Raw genomic sequence first — 20140 nt, 5'->3', positions numbered from 1 at the left:
GTTTCCTGCTGTAAAGTATCGCAAACTATTTTTCAAAAACTACATTTTCCTTTCCGAAATAGCTTCGGAACGCCTGTAAACATTCATAATTTGCGTTTATGGAGTAGTTGTTTGCCAGCTGATAAGTCTTTTTCTGTTTTTCGTGGTGAATAATAATAGATATATTTCCAGGATACAGGTTTGCTATGGTTTTTATTTTTTCGAGCGCAGTCTCACTATTTTGCCCAGTCAGCTTTATAAATAGACGCGATTGCTGAACTGATTTAAGTCTGTCTTCATCGAACGTGCCAATTTCCGATAGCAGCCACTGTATTCGATTATTTCTGGATTCAATTTTCCCTTCCAGCATGACGAGCATCTCCTCGTTTAACCATCTGCTCACATCTCTATATATGTCGGGAAAAAGAACAGCTTCCATATCTCCCGTCTCATCACTGACCGTAATAAATGCCATGGGATCTCCGCGCTTAGTTCGAATGGTTTTGATATTCTGAATAATGGCTGCGGATTTAATATTTCTTTTGCCTGTCAGTTTTTCAGCGTTTTTTAATGTAACGAATCCATTTCCTCTTAATTTATCCCTATGACTCTTTAATGGATGGTCCGAAACATATATGCCGAGAAGTTCTTTTTCATCCGCCAGTTTTTTAGCCTGGCTGAAATCTTCAATAGAAACATAGCTTTCTTCAAGTTCTATTTTATCCTGAAATATACTCACCTGATCATTGAATTCCCGAAACAGATCACCCTGTTCCATTGCCTGGTCAATCGATGCCAGTAGACTAGCCCTATTGGAGTGAGTTTCATCAAAAGCTCCCGCCATAATAAGCAATTCAATGACCTGGCGATTAACTATTTTTAAAGAAACACGCAAACAAAAATCAAATAGGTTTTTAAATTTGCTTTCTTTGCGAACCCGAATAATCTCTTTAACTGCTTGATTTCCTATTCCTTTGATTGTAAGCAAACCCATGCGTATTCTCTTTTGTTCGACCGTATATATTCCAAAACTATTATTAATGGAAGGTGGTTGAATACTTAATTCCATTTCCTTTAATTCTTTTATATATGCCTGAACCTTATCCTGCTGATTGGCATTACTGCTTAATAACTCGGCAAAAAAGTTAGCAGGATAATGGGCTTTTAAAAAACTTAGCTGGTACGAAATCTTACTGTATGCCACCGCATGGCTTCTTGGGAACCCATAATTAGAAAACTTTACAATCCAGCCGAAAATTTCCTCGGCTACTGCTTCGTCGTACCCATTTTCCAGACAGCCACTGATAAAGAATGCTTTTTGTTCATCCATTACATCCTGTTTTTTCTTGCTGACAGCCCTTCTGAGGATATCTGCCTCCCCAAGTGAAAACCCTGCTATTTTATTGGCGATCTGCATGATTTGTTCCTGATAAACCAAAACACCATAGGTTTTTTCAAGTATTGGTTTCAAATCGGGATGTGGATACGCAACTTTTTCCCTTTTAAATTTTCGTTTAATGTATGTCGGAATAAAATCCATTGGACCTGGTCGGTACAGTGCATTAACTGCAACAATATCTTCAAATGTGGATGGTTTTAACTCTGTTAATACCTGTTTCATGCCTTGTGACTCCAGCTGAAATACACCGTTTGTCTTTCCCTCCCGGAGCAATTCAAATGCTTTTTCATCATTTTCCGGCAGGTCATTCAGGTGAATCTTTTTTCGATTTGAAAAGTTTATGGACTGAATGATTCTCTCAATAAGGGTTAAATTTCTTAGTCCCAAAAAGTCCATTTTCAATAGTCCAATTGCTTCCAGATCATTCATGGTGTATTGCGTCAGGCTTGTTTCATTCGCTCCTCTTGTAAGGGGTACATGTTCAATTAAGGGGGCCTCACTGATGACAACCCCTGCTGCGTGTGTAGAAATATGTCTTGGAATACCTTCCAATTTTGCCGCAACGGAGAAAAGAATTTTAAGTTTATCCGACTGCTTGATAAATTGTGTTAATTCTTTTGATTCCCGCACAAGCTCCACCGTGCTTTTCTTTGTCTGAAGAGGAATCTGCTTCAAAATAAAATTAGCATCCTGCTGATCGATTCCAATTGTTTTTATTAGCTCTCTCAGTAAGGAACGTGCTGCAAATGTGCCAAATGTAATTATTTGTGCAACCTGTTCTTCCCCGTATTTATTTTTTACATAATCAATGACCTCATCACGTCTTGCATCAGAAAAGTCTACATCAATATCCGGCATCGTCATTCGTTCAGGATTAAGAAAACGTTCAAACAGCAGGTCATATTTCAATGGATCAACATCTGTGATCCCAAGCACATAGGCTACAATTGATCCTGCAGAAGAACCCCTTCCTGGCCCTACAACGATCTGATTCGCTTTGGCAAATTGAATAAAATCAGCAACGATTAAAAAATAATCACTGAATTGCATGGACTTTATAACATTAAGCTCATACGTCAATCGGTCTGACACAACTTTTGTTACTGCAGCATATTTTTCTTCAGCATTTTCCAGGCAAAGTTTTTCCAGATATTCATGTGCTTCCATGTTTTCCGGTACGGGAAAAGATGGGAGAAGACGCTGATTAAAATCAAGCTTTACATTGCATCTATTTTTAATTACTTCCGTTTCCTGAAGAACTTCTGGCCAGAAGCCGAATAATTGCTCCATTTCATCCGATGAACGCAAATGGCGGCTTTTCACTGAGGGATCCGTTATTCGCATTGGCCAGCTGTTTCCATTTTTCATTGACTGCAGACAGTCAAATGCTGCGTCATCTCTTTCGTTCAGGTAACGAACGTCATTAATTGCCGTAACAGGAATCTGATTGTTTTCATGAAAAGCTTTTAATACTTGAATAATAGCCAGTTCAATTTCCAGCCCATGATTCTGGACTCCCAGATAGAAATCAGCCTCAGCAAATATGCGCCTCCACGGTTTTATATATTCCAAAACCTCTTTATGTGCACTTGTTTCAAGCAATGATCTAAGCTTTGTATGATTACCTGTTGGCATGATGCAAATTATATTTTCTGTATATGTTTCAAGCTCCTTAAGTTCTAGCGTTGTCTTTTGGTTAAGGCTAATTTCTGTACTAATTTTTCCAAGTGCCTTGTATCCATCATTATTTTTAGCCAGAAGAATACATTGCTCATTATCCTGATTCTCATTTGCTGTATTTACAGTCATACCTATGATCGGTTTGATCCCGTTTTTAACACAGGCTTGGTAAAAAGGGACCACCCCATACTGCACATGCTCATCTGTAAGCGCCAATGCATCGAAATCCAGCTGCCGGGCTTTATTGATTAATTTTTCTATGGTAATAGTACTATTCATCAGGCTGTAGCCACTTCTCACCTGTAAATGTGTATACGACAACATAATCCCGCCTTTGCTGCTTAGTTCAAAAAAACGGTAAACGAATATACGCTTTCCACAGCAGTTCATTTCATTTTGAACATTTATTCTCTAATTCCATTATAACAATCCGATTCAGAACATGCATTTGCCAGCCCTAGGTTTTATCATAACTTGTCTATTACTTTCATAAAATGTATGGACCATGTTTTTAAAGGAGTGCTGAGCTTGTATGGAGGAACGCTTTTTTGCGACGTTTATTCACTGCTATTTTATCGCATTTGGTGTAATTATCGGTGGAGCAATAATAGGCAGCATTGGTGAATTTGCGACAGGCGACGCGCCCTTATCCTCTATCGGGACAATTGCCAAAAAGCTGCGTATATGGGCAATTGTTGCTGCAATCGGTGGAACTTTTGATGCTATTTCCAATTTTGAAAGAGGATTGCTTGACGGCTCTACGATTGATTTGGTGAAACAGGGGTTGTTTATCTTATCAGCCATGGGCGGAGTAAAAACAGCAATTGTTTTACTTGAATGGCTGATCCAGGAGGATATTTCCTGATGCATATTCCTCCATATCATAAGAAGCGATCTTGGCAGCTTGTAATGTTTGGAGCTGTTATTGGAGCAATTATAGCATATTTTATTATTATTTATATGTATGGTGCAATGTATGAAAAACTGCTTGCGGAAAACATTGAACTAGAAGCTCAGGTCGCAAAGTTACAAAACCATAATGATGCACTGCTTAAAGACAATAAAGATCTGGATGAAAAATCACAAGAGCCTCTTACCGTGAACGCGATTGAATTGAATATTGATGGAGATGAACTTCGTTTGGATCGATTAATAAAGCGGCAGCTGGAGGAGCTTATCAAAGAGGAGATTAATCATGTAATCGGACAGGAGATATCTGTGGTTGGAAAAAGCGATCAGCTTTTAATTGCAACCATTGAAAACAAGGCATTCACAATTGATGACTTTACCTATTATTTTACAATAAACAGGCTCATTATTGATGAAACCATTCACATTACACTTGAAGCAAAACTTTCGAATTGATGTGAACATTTTATGAAATTTCTTAAAACTTGTGGCGATATCGCCTATTATCTCATAGAATATAAGTAAGAACATAGGTGAATTACTAACTTTTATATATTTCTCTATATGGAAGGAGCTGGACTGCATGTTTATTATGAATAACAGGCGGATGCGGGATGAAAAAATTGCGCAGCTTAAAGAAGGACGTACGGCATTTGCAGAAACCAACGAGCTTATCCGATTGATCAAGCGGGATATTGAGAGAGAGCATATGAACGTGTATTACGATGATACAGTTAATGGATGCTGGTTTATTCCAATGTCTGATAAAATCAGCAGCTGATGAGAAAGAGGAGCTTTAAAGGGCCGGAACTCTGCTTAGTTGCAGGTTCCAGCCTTTTTTATTTAGAATAATTCAGGCAAGTCTGTTCCAAGTCATCAATTACATTTTTCGTTTCTTCCCATGTGTCCACTGTTGCACCGGAGGCAAGCGGATGCCCGCCGCCATTGTATTTTGCAGCTACTGTATTAATCACAGGTCCTCTGGAACGAAGACGAACCCTGATTATATCCTCTTCTTCAATGAAAAGGGCCCATGCTTTAATTCCTTCGATATCTCCTAAAACACCAACAAGCTGTCCGGTTTCAGCTGGAGAGATTCCATACTCATTTAAAATTTCCTTTGTGAGCTTAATGGTGCTTAATCCTGACGATGACTGGCGAAAGTTTTGTAAAATATAACCTCTCAGTCTTGCGATATTGCGCCCTATATTGTAAATACCTTCATAAAGAGCTGCACGGTCAAATTCATAGGTCACTAGTTCTGCTGCAAACTGAAACGTTTTCTTTGTCGTGCTCGGAAACAGGAATCTGCCAGTATCACCAACTATTCCTGCATAAAGAAGACGGGCTGCCTCATTATTTAACTGAAAACCATAATTCTTAGCAAAATTGTATAGTTCGAATATCATTTCACTTGTAGAACTGGCCCCCGTATCAACCCAGGATAAATCACCATATTCGTCTACATTTGGATGGTGATCAATTTTAATAAGCTTTTCACCGAGGTTATATCTGTTGTCACTGATCCTCGCAGTGTTTGCAGTATCACAAACAATAACAAGTGCATTCTCGTAAACGGAAGTCTCAATCTCGTCCATTTTTATTAAAAAGCGTAAGGAATCCTCTTCCTCCCCGGTCACATACACATTTTTTTTCGGAAACGATTGTTTCACTATTTCCGCCAGTCCACCTTGAGAACCCAGTGCATCAGGGTCGGGCCGTACATGTCTGTGGATAATAATTGTTTCATATTGTTTAATTGTGTCGATAATTTGTTGTAAGTTCATTTCTTTTACCCCATTCCAGTTTTTCTATGTAGCAAAAACAATTAAAACAAGTTACAATATATATTGGTATTTATACTGATAGGTTAAAATCCTCAAAATTCTAGGAGAGATTATATGGTTATTTTCCCAATTATTATTGTACTTTCAATTGTCATGTATGTATATTATAAAGTTGCAATTATGAAAAGCAAAGAACCGCTCACTCAAGCCTACTTTAATGCAAAATCCCGAATATGCCTGGGAACCTTTATTTTATTTTTTGGCATAAACCAATATATATTCTATCAAAGCCCATTTTCCTTATTTGTCGGAATTGCTTTTGCAATCATTGGCGGTGTGCATTTAAATCGCGGCCTGAAAGAGGTAAAGCATTACCGGAAAGAATGGAGAAGACTTAATGAAAGCTGACTAGTTGATTAGTCAGCTTTTTTCTTTCTACTATTTCGCAGCCGATCAGCTTTACCTATCCATCAGCTGGGCCATGATTAACCCTTTTCCAACTATTTTCTTTCCTTGAAACATCTCAACATCTATTTTTGCATAAATACGTCCTGCATCGATTAATTTTGGCCTTATGGTTAATTTGCTGTCAATTTGTACCGGCTTTATAAAGAAAACCGTTAAATTTTCAACTACCAGATCCCCTTTTTTCAGCTGCAGTAAAAATCTTGAGCTCGCTTCGGTAATTAGAGCTGTAAATACCCCATTAGAAAGTGTACCTAGCTGATTTGTCATCTGTGGAGTGACTTCGGTCTGGTACATTGTTTCATCTTCATCCGAAGCGAATAGATTACTTGAAATGATATCATCTATCGTTTCACCTACCTGAGGCTGGCGCTGGATTTGCTGTAATGCTTTCAGCACATCCTGACGTGATACAACACCATGCAGCTGGAATGCCTGATCAACAACTGGTACAATTTCAATACCTTCCCATACCATCATGTGCGCAACATAAGCCAGGGAGGTTTTCTCCTGAACCACAAATGGATTTTTCGTCATTACTTTTTCAATTAAATCATCACTGTCTTTTTCAATAATGTCCTTCGATGTAACCATCCCAATGACACGGCCCTTATTGTTTACTACTGGGTATCGTGTATGTTTGGATTGTTCATTGAGCTCATACCATCGTTTAATCTTGTCTTTTCCATATAAATAAAATGATTTATCATATGGGGTGAAAATATCACCAACAAATACAATTTCCTTCTTAATCAGCTGGTCATATATGGCCCGGTTGATCATTGCAGCGACGGTAAACGTATCATAGCTTGTTGAAATAATTGGCAGTTTCTTTTGATCTGCCAGCTCCTTTATATGCTCTTCCGTATCGAAGCCACCTGTTATTAATACAGCCGCACCCTCATTCAATGCCAATTCATGTGCTTCTACACGGTTACCAACAATCAGCAGTGAATCGGCTTCGGTGTACCGCATCATCGCATCAAGCTTCATTGCTCCGATCACAAATTTATTTAGCGTTTTATGGAGACCTTCTCTTCCTCCCAAAACTTGTCCATCCACAATATTTATTATTTCTGCAAAGGTCAGCCGTTCAAAGTTCTCTTTTTTCTTTCGTTCAATTCGAATCGTTCCTACACGTTCAATCGTGCTCACAATCCCTTGATTTTCTGCTTCCTTTATCGCACGATATGCTGTACCATCACTCACATTTAACTTCTTGGCAATTTGTCTGACAGATATTTTATGACCTATATCCAAAGAGATAATATGCTGGATAATTTGTTCATGTTTGGTAACCATTGATTGTTCACCAACTTTCAACTGTACTAGTTTTATAATTATTATTTATTATACAGTTGAATGGACAGAATCTCAATGATTATGCGTTTTTTGCCTGTTCAATTCTTCCTGTTCCATTACCGGTGGCTTCGTCATTCGTAATAGTGTTGAAAAGTTTGCCCCTATAACCAAAAGAAAAAACAAAAGCCAGCCTCCCCAGAATAGAAGCTCCAGCGAAGTCGCAGCATATGGTATTGCCGGCCAGGCAAAATATAGTAAAAACCCAGCTAGTAATAGACGTAAAATTGCATAGTGACGCATAATATCCCCCTCCTTCATAATACTTTATGATTCACAGTTTTCTTTCAGAACCATTAGCATTGAGCGGAGCGGGGGTGGTATAGCCCACAATAAAAGCTATCCAGAATAGAATGCGTTAAACGTAATCGTTAAATAAACTTGTTCACCATCCTGCTGCACATTCATTGCATCGATGATCATTAAACGGTCACTTTTCAATACTCCTTCAAGAAAAGCATTTATATCGTTTAAACTTTCTGAGGAAGCATCTACTAAATACACACTTTCATTCATCGCTTTAGTGGGGTTTTCCTCTTCCTGCAAACTCTCCTCTTGCATGACTGACTGAATAGACTCAATCGTCACATTGGCAGAACTTGCAACTTTTTGCAGATTTAATAATACATCGTCTGGAGACTTTTGGTTTGGCACCATTAAACCGACCGATGCAAGCTCTTGATTCTCAGCCTCTTCCCCTGGTTGATCAGTCACTTTTTCGTATTGTTTTTCATACACTGCAGCCTCACTGCTTAACATATCTGCTTCTGCTTTCATTGGTTTAATCATATATAAATAAGAAATTCCATAAATGAGCAAAACCGAAACGAGGATTCCGCCTATTAACCATACATATGTTTTATTCCATTGTTTCATTTTCACCAAGCTCCTCTACAAGTGCATCCACGTTTAAGTCAATCGTTAAAGTTGCTTGATAGGATGATTCAACTAAACTTACACTGGTTAATTGTGCATCGGTAATATAATTCTGTTCCAATAATGAAGCAACATAATTTGAAACATCCTCAATTATTGAAAACTCAGCATCGACAATAAATTGATCCTCTCCTTCAAAAGTAAAACCTGTCAGTTGAGCGGGTGTTGATAACAAACCGAGTATTTCCTCATACAATGCAACTGCTGGAGTAGTTTCTGCTTTAATTTTAGTAATATCCTTCTGTAATTGCTGGAGCTGCTGTACACTGGCATTTTCCTTCTGAAATTCCATAAGTGATTTTTCAATTTGTTCTATTTTTGATTTCTCCGATTCTATGGAGGACTGAATACTATTTTTCTGAGCAACTAGTACTCCGGCAACAGTTCCGAGCAATATTATAAACACAATCCCCAAGAAGATAGGAGCAGCATATTTTTTTGGTTTTTTTTCTAAAAAGTTAATTTCTGTATTCATAATAGTTCTCCTTTAAGCATCTGCTTTCAAAGCTAAGCCAAGAACATCCATATATTTCAACGGCAGCTCTTCGTTTTTGAAATCATGGATCGGCAATGTCACTGCTTCAGACAGACTGGACTTAGCAGTTGATAAAAATGGAAAGTCACCCGATAGGAGGAGTTGATTTATCTGTGAAGCACCTTTTGTTATGGAATACTGGTAGAAATCGATAATTCTATTAATCTCAATGATATATTCATTGATAATTTGTTTGGCCGATTCCTCGCTGATATTTTCTTCAGCTGTCTCAATATTCATATACCTTGTAAAAATAGCCTTGTGGTTTTGAAACACAGTTAAAACAAGTGCATCCTGATTCCAATGAATGAGCAGGACATGGTCTTTTTCACCTGCTTTTGTTTGATAATAATAACGATAAAGTGATAATGATGTAAGGTCTGCAGCAATTGGTTTCAGCCCAGCTTCTTCAAAAACCGTTTCAAATGCGGTTAATTTTTCTTTCGGATAGGCAAAAAGAAGAATATTTCTGTTTGTTTCAACAACATCCAGATATTCAACTGCAATGGCCGGATTACCGAATGGCAAATAAAAGCTGGTGCCTATTTGCGTTTTAATATAACTGACCGCTTCCTCCTTCGTTAAAGACACCGGAATTTGCAATTGCCGAATAACAACCGTATCATCCGGAACAGAAAAATAAAGCTTTTTCCGCTTCCATTTATTTTCCTGGATGAGCCGATTCAGGATTTCCAGAAGAACAGCTCTATTTACAATTGTTCCATCTTTGATTGTTTCTGCAGGCAATTCTGCTTCCCCATATGTAATCGGACTATCTACGGAAGTATTCTTATTATAGGAATAACGTAATACACGATTAGTTATAACAATATTTACTCTGCCATTATTCAAAAATCCCATGCTGTCACCTGCTTATACTATAAAATTAAAATACCAGTTTATAAGAGTATCACCGTAAAAATATGTAATAATTGTTGCCAAAACAATGTATGGTCCAAATGGCACCGGCTGTTTTCGATCGATTATTTTAAATAGAAGCAACAGCATACCAATAATTGCACCGATCATACAGGATAGAAAAAAAGCTAATAAGACTTTATCTATCCCTAAAACAATACCTAAAACTCCGAACAGCTTCATATCTCCCGCTCCCATACCACCGCGACTTACTAAAATGATTATCGCAAGAAGAACAAAGCCGGTGATTGCTCCTAGAATGGATGACCACCATGGATTAAGTGGCTGGATGATGCGAGTGATGATGAATAGAGGCAAGAAAAATAGGAGAACTTTATTTGGGATTAGCATATATTTAATGTCGGATACGAGAATGATCATGAGCATGGAAACTAATAATAATGCTGTGATCAACTCCAGATTAATGCCTATTTTGGAATAGCTTAATGCGAATAAGATTCCTGTAAATAATTCAATTGCCGGGTATATGTATGATACCTTTTCACTGCAATGACGACATTTTCCCGTCTGGATGACAAACGATACAAGTGGTATATTTTCATACCATGCTAATTGCTGTTTACAATGCGGGCAGATAGATCGATCATTTGCGAATGGAATGTTTTTAGGCAGACGCAATCCGACTACGTTGAAAAATGAGCCGAAGATTAGGCCTAGCAGGAAGAATAATAGGGTTAGTATAGTGTTCATTACAGTGCTCCTTAATTATAAAGCTATATATTAAAGAAAACGCCTTGCAACAAAAAGGTGCATGGGCGCTCTCTAAAAAAATAAAAAATACTGTTAATCTGACTCCTCGTATTTGTAAGAAAATCCATTATTTTCTGTTTCATTACTCTTTTTGGCAACTGTTACTTTCCCAGTATATTCTTCATCTGTATTTGGATCTATTGGAAGCTCTTCTAAAAAGCCATCAGAAACAAGAGTATCCAGAGTATATTCTGAAACATCTGGCGTACCATCCGATATATGAGCCAATCTTGCAGCATTTTCCATCAATTCTTTATTTGCTTTGTCAGCATCTCCTTTTGAGCTGCTTATTACATTGCCGATACTAGGAACCGCAATCGCCAAAATAATCCCCAAAATAACAATAACCGCCAACAACTCCACTAACGTAAAACCTTTTTCCTTTTTCAATACCTTTTTCATGCGTTTCAGCATAAAATCTCCGCCTCTCTTACTATGTAAGTTTACTTTTTGAGTCGGCCGGTTGCACTACTTACTCCAGACTGCCCAAGTGCCCAAATAAAAGGTAGTCTTTCATCATATCCTACTTTTTTCCTAAATCTATTATAATACATCAAAAGACAAATATCTACTAATTTACTATAAATTTTCAAACATAGAAAACATTGGAATAACCACTGCGGCAATGATACTGCCAACGATTACCGTTAATATAATAATCATAAGCGGTTCGATTAATGTTTTAATTCGATTCGATAATTGCTCTACTTCCTCTTCATAAAACTCTGCAGCCTTTGACAGCATATGGTCTAAAGTACCAGTTTTTTCTCCAATTTGCATCATCTGTATGATCAAAGCCGGAAAAGCCCAGTGCCCTTTCATTGGTACTGTAATTGATTCCCCTGATTCCAATGATCTCCGGGATTCCATCAGTACTTTTTGAATCACCCGGTTCCCCACCACTTTTTCGGTAATTTCTACAGATTGCAGGATAGGCACAGAACTATTTAACAATGTGCTTAGCGTTTGTGTCATTCGCACCAAAACTCCCTTATGTACGAGAACTCCAAGAAATGGAAACTTCATCTTAAACCTATCTATTCCATACACAAAAGCCTCTTTTTCCAGAAGATATTTATACACAACAAGACCCAATAAAACGAAAACAATGAGTACCCACCAGAATGCACCAACCCAATCACTTAAACTAAGAATAAATTGGGTATATGCTGGTATTTCCTCACCAAACGAATTAAACATGCTTACAAATTGCGGTACGATAAATACTAACAAAAATATACTTAAAAAAAGTGTTATAATCCCAACAACAGTTGGATACAAGAGAGCCGAGACCACTTTTTGTTTATTCCGATATTCCTTTTCATAGTAATCGGCCATTTGATTAAGAATATCATCCAGTTTCCCACTTGCCTCACCTGCGTGAATCATGTTCACAAGCAAATCAGGAAAAACCTTTGGATGGCGCTCAGCAGCTTTCGATAGGGCTTCACCCTGATCAAGCTGTTTGTCAATATCTGTAAGTGCATTTCGCAATGCATAATTTTCAGTTTGCTTCATCATCGTTTTTGTTGCATCGGAAATCGAAATCCCTGCATGAATTAAAGTGACGTACTGTCTCAGGAATATCACAAAATCCTTATTCTTCACTTTTTTATTTAAGATAATATCTTTATTCCATGGTTTGGTTTCATCAATGTCAAAAATAATAAGGCCATTTTTTTCAAGCTGCAATAATGCGGTTTTTTTTGAATCTGCTTCAATTTTCCCTTTGGTTTTTTGTCCGGAAATGCGTTTTCCGCTATATTGAAAGTTCATGTTTTAAAAACTCCCTTCCTTCATAAAAGGAGCAGCCGTTTCATAAGCAATTTGATCTTCCTGCAATAACCGTTTCAAATCCATTTCGAGGGTGTGCATCCCCTGATATTTAGAGGTTTGTAATACATTTTGCACCTGGTGTAATTTCTCATTGCGTATTAAATTTTTCACTGCTGGTGTGTTAATAAGAACTTCTGTTGCAACTCGGCGTTCCCTGTTATCTTTTGTAATAAGCAGCCGCTGTGAAATAACTGCCTCTAATATGGTTGACAGCTGTATCCGGATTTGCGTTTGCTGCTCGGCAGGAAAAACATCAATAATTCGTTCAATCGTTGATACTGCATCTGTCGTATGTAATGTCCCTAATACCAGGTGTCCGGTTTCCGCTGCAGTAATTGCAGTTGAAATTGTCTCCAGGTCACGCATTTCACCAACTAAAATGACATCCGGATCCTGCCTTAGACTAGCTCTGAGGCCATTAACAAAACTATTCGTGTCAAAACCGATTTCACGCTGATCAATGACTGACTGATTATGTGTGTGCATGTATTCGATTGGGTCTTCCAGTGTAATAATATGTTTTTTCATGGTTTGATTCATGTAGTCTATCATTGATGCGAGTGTTGTACTCTTTCCACTTCCAGTTGGCCCTGTAACAAGAACTAATCCTTGTGGCTTTCGAATAATTTCTTTTGCTATCTGTGGTAAATATAATGCCTCAATGGATGGAATGCTTGTTGGAACGATTCGAATGGCAAGAGATAATTGACCCCGCTGATAAAAAGTATTAATTCGAAATCGCGAGACCCCATCGATTCCATAGGAAAAATCCAATTCACGTCTTTCAGCCAGCTGTTGCGATAGCTCATCAGGAATGATCTCTTTAACGATTTTCTCTGTATCAGAAGGTTTAAGCTTTGCCTTTTCCTGCTCCATTAAGTTACCATTCACCCTGAAAATAGGAGCTTTGCCAATTGTTAAATGTACGTCAGACGCTTCTTGCTGATATGCTGCTGTCAACCATTCATCAAATTTCCTTCTCATTTAGATCCTCCTACAAACGTATTGAAATCTGCATAATTTCCTCCATGGACGTCAACCCCGATTTGACTTTCTCCAGTCCATCCTGAATCAGAAAAACCATCCCTTGTTTTTTCGCATAGGACCGGATTTCTGCGATTGATTTATTATTGAGCAGCATACTTTTAATCGTTTCATCAACCGTCAAAACTTCCTGCACTGCAATTCTTCCTCGATATCCCTGCTGGTGACAAACACTGCAGCCTTGTCCATAATATAAATGATCCACTTCTGCTCCATTATTTAAAAAGATCTCTTTTTCCATTTTCGTAGGTTCTCTTTCCATTAAGCAGTCACGGCATAACTTGCGAACTAAACGCTGTGCAACAATACCTGATAGTGAAGAAACGACTAAATAGGGTTCAATCCCCATGTCAATCAAACGCGGTATCGTATCAATTGCACTATTTGTATGCAATGTGCTGAAAACCAAATGTCCTGTCAACGATGCACGAATCGCGATTTCAGCAGTCTCCTGGTCACGAATTTCACCAACCATAATAATATTTGGATCCTGTCTCAGAATCGAGCGTAAGCCACTGGCAAAATTTAGCCCAACAGCACTATTTACCTGTACTTGATTAATTCCTTCCAGTTGGAATTCAACAGGATCTTCAACCGTAACTATATTTACATTTTCCGAGTTCAACTGGTTGATAGATGCGTATAATGTTGATGTTTTTCCTGACCCTGTAGGTCCTGTTAACAGTACAAGTCCTGATGGTTGTGTAATTAGCTGATTGTATTTTTTACGGTTTTCATCTGAGAAATTTAATTCGTTTAAGTGCATGAGTGCATTATTTAAATCCAAAATACGTATTACTATCTTTTCCCCATGGACCGTCGGAAGGCATGATATACGTAAATCTACTGGTGTAACACCAACAGTTGTTTTTATTCGCCCATCCTGCGGCAATCTGGTTTGTGTAATATTCAAATCAGCCAATATTTTAATACGGGCAATCAGGGAATTTTGCATTTGTTTTGGAATAAGCTTTTCTGTCTGAAGTCTTCCGTCAATCCGGTACCGTACATTCACATTTCTCTCTTGCGGATCAATATGTATATCACTGGCTTTTAGTTGGATACCAGTATTCAGCAGCTGATCCAATAGTCGGATCACTGGGGCTTCATCTTCTTCACCCGTGTTTTCTTCCGTCATTTCAGCTTCATTTTTAAAATAATATTTATTAATTGCATACAAGATATCATCTTTTGCAGCAATAACTGGAGAAATACTGAACCCTGTTGCCATTTCCAGATCATCGATTATGTAATAATCCATTGGATCCCTCATTGCAATCATCAGTGCATTATCTTGGATCTTAAGTGGAATGATATAATTTTGCTGTGCCATTTCTTTTGAGACAAATCCTAATACATTTTCATCAATTGGGTATCGATATAAAGAAACATGCGGAATACCCAATTGGAATTCCAGGACTTCGATAAGCTGCCGTTCAGTGATGTATCCATGCTCAAGCAGTGCATCACCCAACTTTTGATTATCTGTTTTGTTAGTCAGTGCTTCATTAATTTGATCTTCATTTACGAGAGCGGCCTCCTGCAGCAGGTCGCCTAAACGTTTTCGTGCAATCATTTTATAGCCCCACTTTCCAGCTGTCCTTCTATATTAATCACTATCTCGCTGTCAACCATTTTCTCCCGGGAGGAAACTTTTCCAATACTATTGAATTTGATTATTATTTTACTCTGACTATCACTGGTTTCAATACGTGGTGAATTAGTATCTATCGATAGTTTAAAAAATCGATTCTTACTGTCATTGAAATTCACTTTTTCTTTCAAGCTGTTATTTATTCTATTTAGCTCATCTAGTAAAGCATCCTCGCCATTCTCATTTAATACCTGTTCCAAATGCTGCTTTTCTGCTTCGATTACCTGTTCGTAATAAACAATCCCCATCTCAGCTATCTGTATGGCTCCCATATTTTCTTCCGTTGCTGTTATTTGTTTTGTTGTATTTGTCACTTGATAAAACAGTGACAATACCAGAAGCAATAGAATAGTTACAATGAATAAAGTAATTACTAAGGCAGCACCTTGTTCGTTGTTAAATTTCTTCATTCGTGCCACCATCTTCTGTTAAATAGAAATATGTATCACTTATCGTTTTTTCTGGATTGCCTGCTTGTATTTTTATGTGTGTTCGATACAATCCCAGTTCTTTTTCCTTATATTCATTGGACTGACAAACCTCTACCGCAACATCGTAACTTGATTTGTTAAGATCATAATCTGGCAAAGTATCCAAAGCATCCCGCTGAATGGAGTATGTTTGATTCCGTTCACAGTTATAATGATGATCCTCAACAAGGTTGATTTTTATATCATTGAAAATTACTTCATTTTCCTTTATATCATTAGCCACTTGACTTAATAGATTGCTTGCTACCAATTCATTGTCTGCATTTTTACTCCAGCTCATCATTTGTGGGAAAATGGGCAAAAAAACGGCTATTACCAATCCTAATATAGCAATGGATGCAATAATTTCAATCAGCGTAAACCCGTTACTATTTATTTTTTTAATTTTAGTATACAATAGAATTCACACCTTAATTGTGACTTTATTCCTATTATACCATTTTGGGGATGTGTAAACATGAATAGACTATTAAAAAATGAAAGAGGATTAACTTTAGTAGAGTTGCTGGCAGCGCTCAGCCTATTTGCGGTAGTGATAGCACTTTCGTCTACGGTAATTATTCAATTGGTAAACAGCGAGGAAAAAACGAGTGAAAATATAACCATGAAACAGGATGTAAATGTTCTGATAAATGAACTGCGAACTAACTATTCTAATGGGGAAAATAAACTGTGTGTCACTGAAGGACAATATCAATTTTATTTCAGTGAGGTATCAAATGGGGATATAAATGAAGCAGGATGCATTGACAATATCAACCTAGAAGAAACTCTATCTTTCAAGTTAACTGCTGCTAATAATTCTGGGGAAAATTTTACAGTCCAAACAGCATGGTCAAATAAAGAAAAGTATGAGCTAACTGTAAAAGCAAAAAAAGCAAATGAAAAAGAGGATTTTACTGAGAGAGAGAATTTAAAAAGGAGTAATTGTGTATATAAAGATAACATTGAATTTATTAAGCACATAACTACACCAAATGGAAATGGGCAATGCCAGCATATCTTTGAAAAAAGTGCTAAGTTTCCCCATGGACTTACAATGGGAACACATGCGGACATTGAAATAAAAGAACATCTGACGCTTAATGGACTTGTAATCGGTAACAAGGCCAGTTTAGTTATCAGAGGTAATTTAATAATAAATGAAACGCTGAAACCAGTAAATCCATTTAAAACTATCTGCGTATACGGCGACATTATCACTGAAGGAAATTCAGAAAATTATTCAATTAAAGAAGTTAATTCGTGTAAAGAGGATATTCATAAAAAAGAAGGATATATTATTCAGAAAGTTATTCTTGATAAATCTGAACTATAAACAGAAAACCCGCGAGCCAACACTCGCGGGTTTTCTCTTACAATTCCAGCTCTTCCCCTATCTTCAACGCTCTGCCTTCCCCTGTTTTCACCTTACTGGCATAACCATCAGGATCCTGCTCAATAACAGGAAAGGTATTATAATGTACAGGAACTGTAATCTTTGCTTTAATCCAATCAGCTGCAACCAATGCATCTTCTGGCCCCATTGTGAAATTATCTCCAATTGGCACAAATGCGATGTCAATATCATTCATCTCGCCATACATTTTCAAATCTGTGAATAGTGCGGTATCGCCTACATGATAGATTGTTTTACCTTCTGCAGTAAACAAAATACCACCTGGCATCCCACCATAATTCACTGTGCCATCTTCTTCTGTGTACGAAGAACCATGAAAAGCCTGGGTGAATTTCACACGTCCGAAATCAAATTCATGGGAGCCACCAATATGCATTGGATGAGCATTTAATCCCTTTGCTGCTAAATAATTCGCCAGTTCATTTGGTGCGACAACGATTGAATTATTTCGTTTTGCAATTTCAAATGTGTCACCAACATGGTCATTATGTGCATGTGTAAGCAATATCACATCTGCTTTTATTGTATCTGCATCCAGGTCACATGCTTCATTACCTGATATAAACGGATCGAATAAAATAGTATGATCACCTGTCACAACTTTTACTACGGAATGTCCATGATAAGAAATCTTCAATCTAAACTCTCCCTTATACGTATTTACTCTATCTTTTCGACAAAGCAGCCATAAATCCTCTTCCCGTTTTATCGTTTTTCCATGCATTTATCCAAAATTCTAAGAATGAATTTGTTCTTATGTATAACAAAAATAAAGGACAGCGGGTACCGTCCTTTATCTTGTTCAATTGTCGATTATTCTTTCCTCATTTTCTCTTTCAATGCAGCCAACTCATCATCAACATCATTATTATTGTTCAAATCATCAAACTCGTCATCTAATGTACGGCTAGCCTGCGAGAGATCTTCACTTGTTTCCGCTTCGGCTTCATATCGCATAACCTTCTCTTCCATACGTTCAAATCCTTGTTTTGATTCATCATTGCCAATCGTAGACATTGTTCGATTCATTTTTGTTCTCGTTTTGGCAGATTCTGCACGTGCCTTCAGTGAATCTTTTTTAAGCTGCATTTGCTGGTATTCCTTTTTCATTTCATCCAATTTATCCCTTAATGTTTCAGCATCCTTTTTCGCACGTTCCCATGACTCATTTAATACTGCAGCTGTGTTTTCATGATCCTTTTTATCCTTTAATGCGCGTTTTGCCAGATCATCATTACCTGCCTCAACTGCCTGTTCTGCCTGAGTTTGTCTTTTTTCCACTAACGCTAAAGCATCATTTGCTTTACGCTTCAGCATTTTTTCATTTGCAATCTGCTTAGCAACAGCTGCTTCCACTTCACGTATATCCTCACCCATATCGCGCATAAACTGATCGAGCATTTTTACCGGATCTTCCGCCTTGTCGAGCATTGCATTTAATTCTGAACTGACTACTGTTTTCATCCGTTTGAAAAATTTAAACATATAATCATCTCCTTCTTTAAATTTGCACGTGTCAATAAAATATCTATGTTCTCTCAGTATTACGTAATAACTTCCATAAGGTTTCAAATAAATGAAAAAATACGTGATAAAGTATTCTCTGATATATTAATTATAATATAAATTTATGAGGTGTTCATCTTCAACGCTCATTTGGAAAGCTGTACAAATTAAAATTGAACAAGCTAATTATGGGCAACGAACACAGTGCTGCCCCATCTTTCAGTAAAATATCTTACGTAAAATGAAAAAAGAACACAAACCGTTTTTGTGCCCTTTTCTCTTCTCTATGGATCAGCAATATCTTAAATGAAATCCCATTATTTCCTTAGTAATTCATGGGCATCTGCATAGTCTAAACCGTGTGCTTCGGCAACAGCCTCATAGGTGACATATCCGTCTAACGTATTGATGCCTTTAAATAATGAATCATTATCGAGACAGGCTTGCTTATATCCTTTATTAGCAAGCTGCAATGCATATGGAACAGTTACATTTGTCAGACCGATTGTTGATGTGCGCGGGACTGCACCAGGCATATTCGCTACAGAATAATGCAATACCCCATGCTTCGTATATGTCGGATCGTCATGTGTTGTAATTCGGTCACTTGTTTCAAAATTTCCACCCTGATCAATCGCAACATCCACAACGACGGATCCATCAGCCATTTTCTTTACCATATCCTCGGTCACTAATTGCGGTGCTTTTGCCCCCGGAATTAAAACAGAACCGATAACAAGGTCGGAATCTACAACAGATTCTTGAATATTAAGCGGATTTGACATCACTGTATGAACAGATGTACCAAAGATATCCTCAAGCTGACGCAAGCGTTCCGGGTTTAAATCGATAATGGTCACATCAGCTCCCAATCCAACCGCAATTTTCGCAGCATTTGCACCTACAACTCCGCCTCCGATAACCGTTACTTTTCCACGTTTTACCCCTGGAATTCCTGAAAGTAAAATCCCTTTACCACCTTTTGTTTTCTCTAAAAATTGTGCCCCAATTTGAGCTGCCATACGTCCTGCAACTTCACTCATTGGTGTTAATAGCGGCAGGGATCTGTTAGGTAATTGAACCGTTTCATAGGCAATACCAACAACTTTTTTCTCGATTAAAGCTTTTGTTACCTCAGGCTCAGCGGCTAAATGTAAATACGTAAAGAGAATCTGGCCTTCATAGAAATAATCATATTCTTCGGGCTGTGGTTCCTTTACCTTCATTACCATTTCCTGGTCCCATGCTTCTTTTGCTGTCGACGTTATAATAGCACCAGCATCTTCATAATCCTTATTAGTAAAATTTGAACCGGAGCCAGCTCCAGTTTCAACAAAAACTTCATGTCCGGCAGTTACAAGTGCATGTACTCCGGATGGCGCCATGGCTACTCTGTTTTCATTGTTCTTTACTTCTTTTGGTACACCTATTCTCATCAATATTGCCTCCTATTTAAAATTAAATTGACCAGA

The 20140-nt window shown here is 37.7% G+C and carries 22 protein-coding genes and 1 riboswitch; of the genes, 5 read left to right on the top strand and 17 right to left on the bottom strand.

Annotated features, from left to right (window positions below; genetic code table 11):
• Positions 1-25: 25 nt before the first annotated feature.
• A complete protein-coding gene (gene dnaE / locus CIL03_RS00930) occupies positions 26-3382 on the bottom strand; it encodes a DNA polymerase III subunit alpha (RefSeq protein ID WP_338061867.1) in 3357 nt (1118 codons plus the stop codon).
• A 208-nt stretch (positions 3383-3590) separates the two neighbouring features.
• Here dnaE and ytrH point away from each other — a divergent pair, with 208 nt between their 5' ends.
• The 3 genes from ytrH to CIL03_RS00915 all read left to right on the top strand — a co-directional run bounded on the left by ytrH (position 3591) and on the right by CIL03_RS00915 (position 4748).
• Positions 3591-3923 carry a sporulation membrane protein YtrH gene (ytrH, locus tag CIL03_RS00925; RefSeq protein ID WP_094883337.1) on the top strand — a complete coding sequence of 111 codons (333 nt, stop codon included), beginning with the start codon at positions 3591-3593 and terminating at the stop codon, positions 3921-3923.
• Positions 3923-4423: a sporulation membrane protein YtrI gene (gene ytrI, locus CIL03_RS00920; RefSeq protein WP_094883336.1), complete on the top strand. Its 501-nt coding sequence runs from the start codon at positions 3923-3925 to the stop codon at positions 4421-4423. Before ytrH ends, ytrI begins: the two co-directional genes overlap by 1 nt.
• Before the next feature lie 127 nt (positions 4424-4550).
• Positions 4551-4748 (top strand): YtzJ family protein, encoded by a 198-nt coding sequence (locus CIL03_RS00915; RefSeq protein ID WP_094883335.1) that lies wholly within the window; start codon positions 4551-4553, stop codon positions 4746-4748.
• 58 nt (positions 4749-4806) lie between these two features.
• Here CIL03_RS00915 and CIL03_RS00910 read toward each other — a convergent pair whose 3' ends face one another.
• Complete coding sequence (locus CIL03_RS00910; RefSeq protein WP_094883334.1) at positions 4807-5754, bottom strand: DHH family phosphoesterase; 948 nt, start codon at positions 5752-5754, stop codon at positions 4807-4809.
• 114 nt (positions 5755-5868) lie between these two features.
• Here CIL03_RS00910 and CIL03_RS00905 point away from each other — a divergent pair, with 114 nt between their 5' ends.
• Positions 5869-6162, top strand: coding sequence for a YtpI family protein (locus CIL03_RS00905; RefSeq protein ID WP_094883333.1), 294 nt, complete (start codon positions 5869-5871; stop codon positions 6160-6162).
• A 51-nt stretch (positions 6163-6213) separates the two neighbouring features.
• On the opposite strand, the gene CIL03_RS00900 is transcribed toward CIL03_RS00905, so the two are convergent.
• From CIL03_RS00900 to CIL03_RS00845, 12 genes are all read right to left on the bottom strand, one after another.
• On the bottom strand, positions 6214-7521 hold the full coding sequence (locus CIL03_RS00900) for a DRTGG domain-containing protein (protein ID WP_094883332.1): 1308 nt from the start codon (positions 7519-7521) through the stop codon (positions 6214-6216).
• A gap of 72 nt (positions 7522-7593) precedes the next feature.
• The gene (locus CIL03_RS00895) at positions 7594-7821 is read right to left on the bottom strand and encodes a hypothetical protein (protein WP_094883331.1); all 228 of its coding nucleotides are present in this window, start codon (positions 7819-7821) and stop codon (positions 7594-7596) included.
• A gap of 96 nt (positions 7822-7917) precedes the next feature.
• Positions 7918-8454: a hypothetical protein gene (locus CIL03_RS00890; protein WP_094883330.1), complete on the bottom strand. Its 537-nt coding sequence runs from the start codon at positions 8452-8454 to the stop codon at positions 7918-7920.
• On the bottom strand, positions 8438-8989 hold the full coding sequence (locus CIL03_RS00885; protein WP_094883329.1) for a PilN domain-containing protein: 552 nt from the start codon (positions 8987-8989) through the stop codon (positions 8438-8440). The genes CIL03_RS00890 and CIL03_RS00885 overlap by 17 nt, the downstream gene beginning before the upstream one ends.
• Positions 8990-9001: 12 nt before the next feature.
• On the bottom strand, positions 9002-9910 hold the full coding sequence (gene pilM / locus CIL03_RS00880; RefSeq protein WP_094883328.1) for a type IV pilus biogenesis protein PilM: 909 nt from the start codon (positions 9908-9910) through the stop codon (positions 9002-9004).
• A 12-nt stretch (positions 9911-9922) separates the two neighbouring features.
• Entirely contained in the window at positions 9923-10678 is a 756-nt protein-coding gene (locus CIL03_RS00875) for a prepilin peptidase (RefSeq protein WP_094883327.1), read from the bottom strand.
• Positions 10679-10771: 93 nt separating this feature from the next.
• On the bottom strand, positions 10772-11152 hold the full coding sequence (locus CIL03_RS00870) for a competence type IV pilus major pilin ComGC (RefSeq protein ID WP_094883326.1): 381 nt from the start codon (positions 11150-11152) through the stop codon (positions 10772-10774).
• Between the two features lie 34 nt (positions 11153-11186).
• Positions 11187-11271: riboswitch (cyclic di-GMP riboswitch) on the bottom strand.
• A gap of 46 nt (positions 11272-11317) precedes the next feature.
• Complete coding sequence (locus tag CIL03_RS00865) at positions 11318-12514, bottom strand: type II secretion system F family protein (protein ID WP_094883325.1); 1197 nt, start codon at positions 12512-12514, stop codon at positions 11318-11320.
• A 3-nt stretch (positions 12515-12517) separates the two neighbouring features.
• The gene (locus CIL03_RS00860) at positions 12518-13558 is read right to left on the bottom strand and encodes a type IV pilus twitching motility protein PilT (RefSeq protein ID WP_094883324.1); all 1041 of its coding nucleotides are present in this window, start codon (positions 13556-13558) and stop codon (positions 12518-12520) included.
• Positions 13559-13568: 10 nt separating this feature from the next.
• Positions 13569-15194 carry a GspE/PulE family protein gene (locus CIL03_RS00855; RefSeq protein WP_094883323.1) on the bottom strand — a complete coding sequence of 542 codons (1626 nt, stop codon included), beginning with the start codon at positions 15192-15194 and terminating at the stop codon, positions 13569-13571.
• Positions 15191-15682 carry a hypothetical protein gene (locus CIL03_RS00850; RefSeq protein WP_094883322.1) on the bottom strand — a complete coding sequence of 164 codons (492 nt, stop codon included), beginning with the start codon at positions 15680-15682 and terminating at the stop codon, positions 15191-15193. Before CIL03_RS00850 ends, CIL03_RS00855 begins: the two co-directional genes overlap by 4 nt.
• Positions 15669-16160, bottom strand: coding sequence for a type II secretion system protein (locus CIL03_RS00845; RefSeq protein ID WP_165767874.1), 492 nt, complete (start codon positions 16158-16160; stop codon positions 15669-15671). Before CIL03_RS00845 ends, CIL03_RS00850 begins: the two co-directional genes overlap by 14 nt.
• A 60-nt stretch (positions 16161-16220) precedes the next feature.
• On the opposite strand from CIL03_RS00845, the gene CIL03_RS00840 reads away from it, so the two are divergent.
• The gene (locus tag CIL03_RS00840) at positions 16221-17081 is read left to right on the top strand and encodes a PulJ/GspJ family protein (RefSeq protein WP_094883320.1); all 861 of its coding nucleotides are present in this window, start codon (positions 16221-16223) and stop codon (positions 17079-17081) included.
• 37 nt (positions 17082-17118) lie between these two features.
• On the opposite strand, the gene CIL03_RS00835 is transcribed toward CIL03_RS00840, so the two are convergent.
• From CIL03_RS00835 to ald, 3 genes are all read right to left on the bottom strand, one after another.
• Complete coding sequence (locus CIL03_RS00835; protein WP_094883319.1) at positions 17119-17799, bottom strand: metal-dependent hydrolase; 681 nt, start codon at positions 17797-17799, stop codon at positions 17119-17121.
• Between the two features lie 176 nt (positions 17800-17975).
• Positions 17976-18647 (bottom strand): PspA/IM30 family protein, encoded by a 672-nt coding sequence (locus tag CIL03_RS00830; protein ID WP_094883318.1) that lies wholly within the window; start codon positions 18645-18647, stop codon positions 17976-17978.
• Positions 18648-18985: 338 nt separating this feature from the next.
• A complete protein-coding gene (ald, locus tag CIL03_RS00825; protein WP_094883317.1) occupies positions 18986-20104 on the bottom strand; it encodes an alanine dehydrogenase in 1119 nt (372 codons plus the stop codon).
• Between the last annotated feature and the right edge of the window lie 36 nt (positions 20105-20140).

The sequence above is a fragment of the Virgibacillus indicus genome, from assembly GCF_002266285.1.
GTDB classification, from domain to species: domain Bacteria; phylum Bacillota; class Bacilli; order Bacillales; family Amphibacillaceae; genus Virgibacillus_K; species Virgibacillus_K indicus.
Note: the sequence above shows the minus strand (reverse complement) of the source record. Positions and strands in the feature narration are given on the sequence as shown.

Coding starts and splice junctions, on each gene's coding strand:
- dnaE (WP_338061867.1), bottom strand. CDS start 3,382: ATGTTGTCGTATACACATTTACAGGTGAGAAGTGGCTACAGCCTGATG.
- ytrH (WP_094883337.1), top strand. CDS start 3,591: ATGGAGGAACGCTTTTTTGCGACGTTTATTCACTGCTATTTTATCGCA.
- ytrI (WP_094883336.1), top strand. CDS start 3,923: ATGCATATTCCTCCATATCATAAGAAGCGATCTTGGCAGCTTGTAATG.
- CIL03_RS00915 (WP_094883335.1), top strand. CDS start 4,551: ATGTTTATTATGAATAACAGGCGGATGCGGGATGAAAAAATTGCGCAG.
- CIL03_RS00910 (WP_094883334.1), bottom strand. CDS start 5,754: ATGAACTTACAACAAATTATCGACACAATTAAACAATATGAAACAATT.
- CIL03_RS00905 (WP_094883333.1), top strand. CDS start 5,869: ATGGTTATTTTCCCAATTATTATTGTACTTTCAATTGTCATGTATGTA.
- CIL03_RS00900 (WP_094883332.1), bottom strand. CDS start 7,521: ATGGTTACCAAACATGAACAAATTATCCAGCATATTATCTCTTTGGAT.
- CIL03_RS00895 (WP_094883331.1), bottom strand. CDS start 7,821: ATGCGTCACTATGCAATTTTACGTCTATTACTAGCTGGGTTTTTACTA.
- CIL03_RS00890 (WP_094883330.1), bottom strand. CDS start 8,454: ATGAAACAATGGAATAAAACATATGTATGGTTAATAGGCGGAATCCTC.
- CIL03_RS00885 (WP_094883329.1), bottom strand. CDS start 8,989: ATGAATACAGAAATTAACTTTTTAGAAAAAAAACCAAAAAAATATGCT.
- pilM (WP_094883328.1), bottom strand. CDS start 9,910: ATGGGATTTTTGAATAATGGCAGAGTAAATATTGTTATAACTAATCGT.
- CIL03_RS00875 (WP_094883327.1), bottom strand. CDS start 10,678: ATGAACACTATACTAACCCTATTATTCTTCCTGCTAGGCCTAATCTTC.
- CIL03_RS00870 (WP_094883326.1), bottom strand. CDS start 11,152: ATGCTGAAACGCATGAAAAAGGTATTGAAAAAGGAAAAAGGTTTTACG.
- CIL03_RS00865 (WP_094883325.1), bottom strand. CDS start 12,514: ATGAACTTTCAATATAGCGGAAAACGCATTTCCGGACAAAAAACCAAA.
- CIL03_RS00860 (WP_094883324.1), bottom strand. CDS start 13,558: ATGAGAAGGAAATTTGATGAATGGTTGACAGCAGCATATCAGCAAGAA.
- CIL03_RS00855 (WP_094883323.1), bottom strand. CDS start 15,194: ATGATTGCACGAAAACGTTTAGGCGACCTGCTGCAGGAGGCCGCTCTC.
- CIL03_RS00850 (WP_094883322.1), bottom strand. CDS start 15,682: ATGAAGAAATTTAACAACGAACAAGGTGCTGCCTTAGTAATTACTTTA.
- CIL03_RS00840 (WP_094883320.1), top strand. CDS start 16,221: ATGAATAGACTATTAAAAAATGAAAGAGGATTAACTTTAGTAGAGTTG.
- CIL03_RS00830 (WP_094883318.1), bottom strand. CDS start 18,647: ATGTTTAAATTTTTCAAACGGATGAAAACAGTAGTCAGTTCAGAATTA.
- ald (WP_094883317.1), bottom strand. CDS start 20,104: ATGAGAATAGGTGTACCAAAAGAAGTAAAGAACAATGAAAACAGAGTA.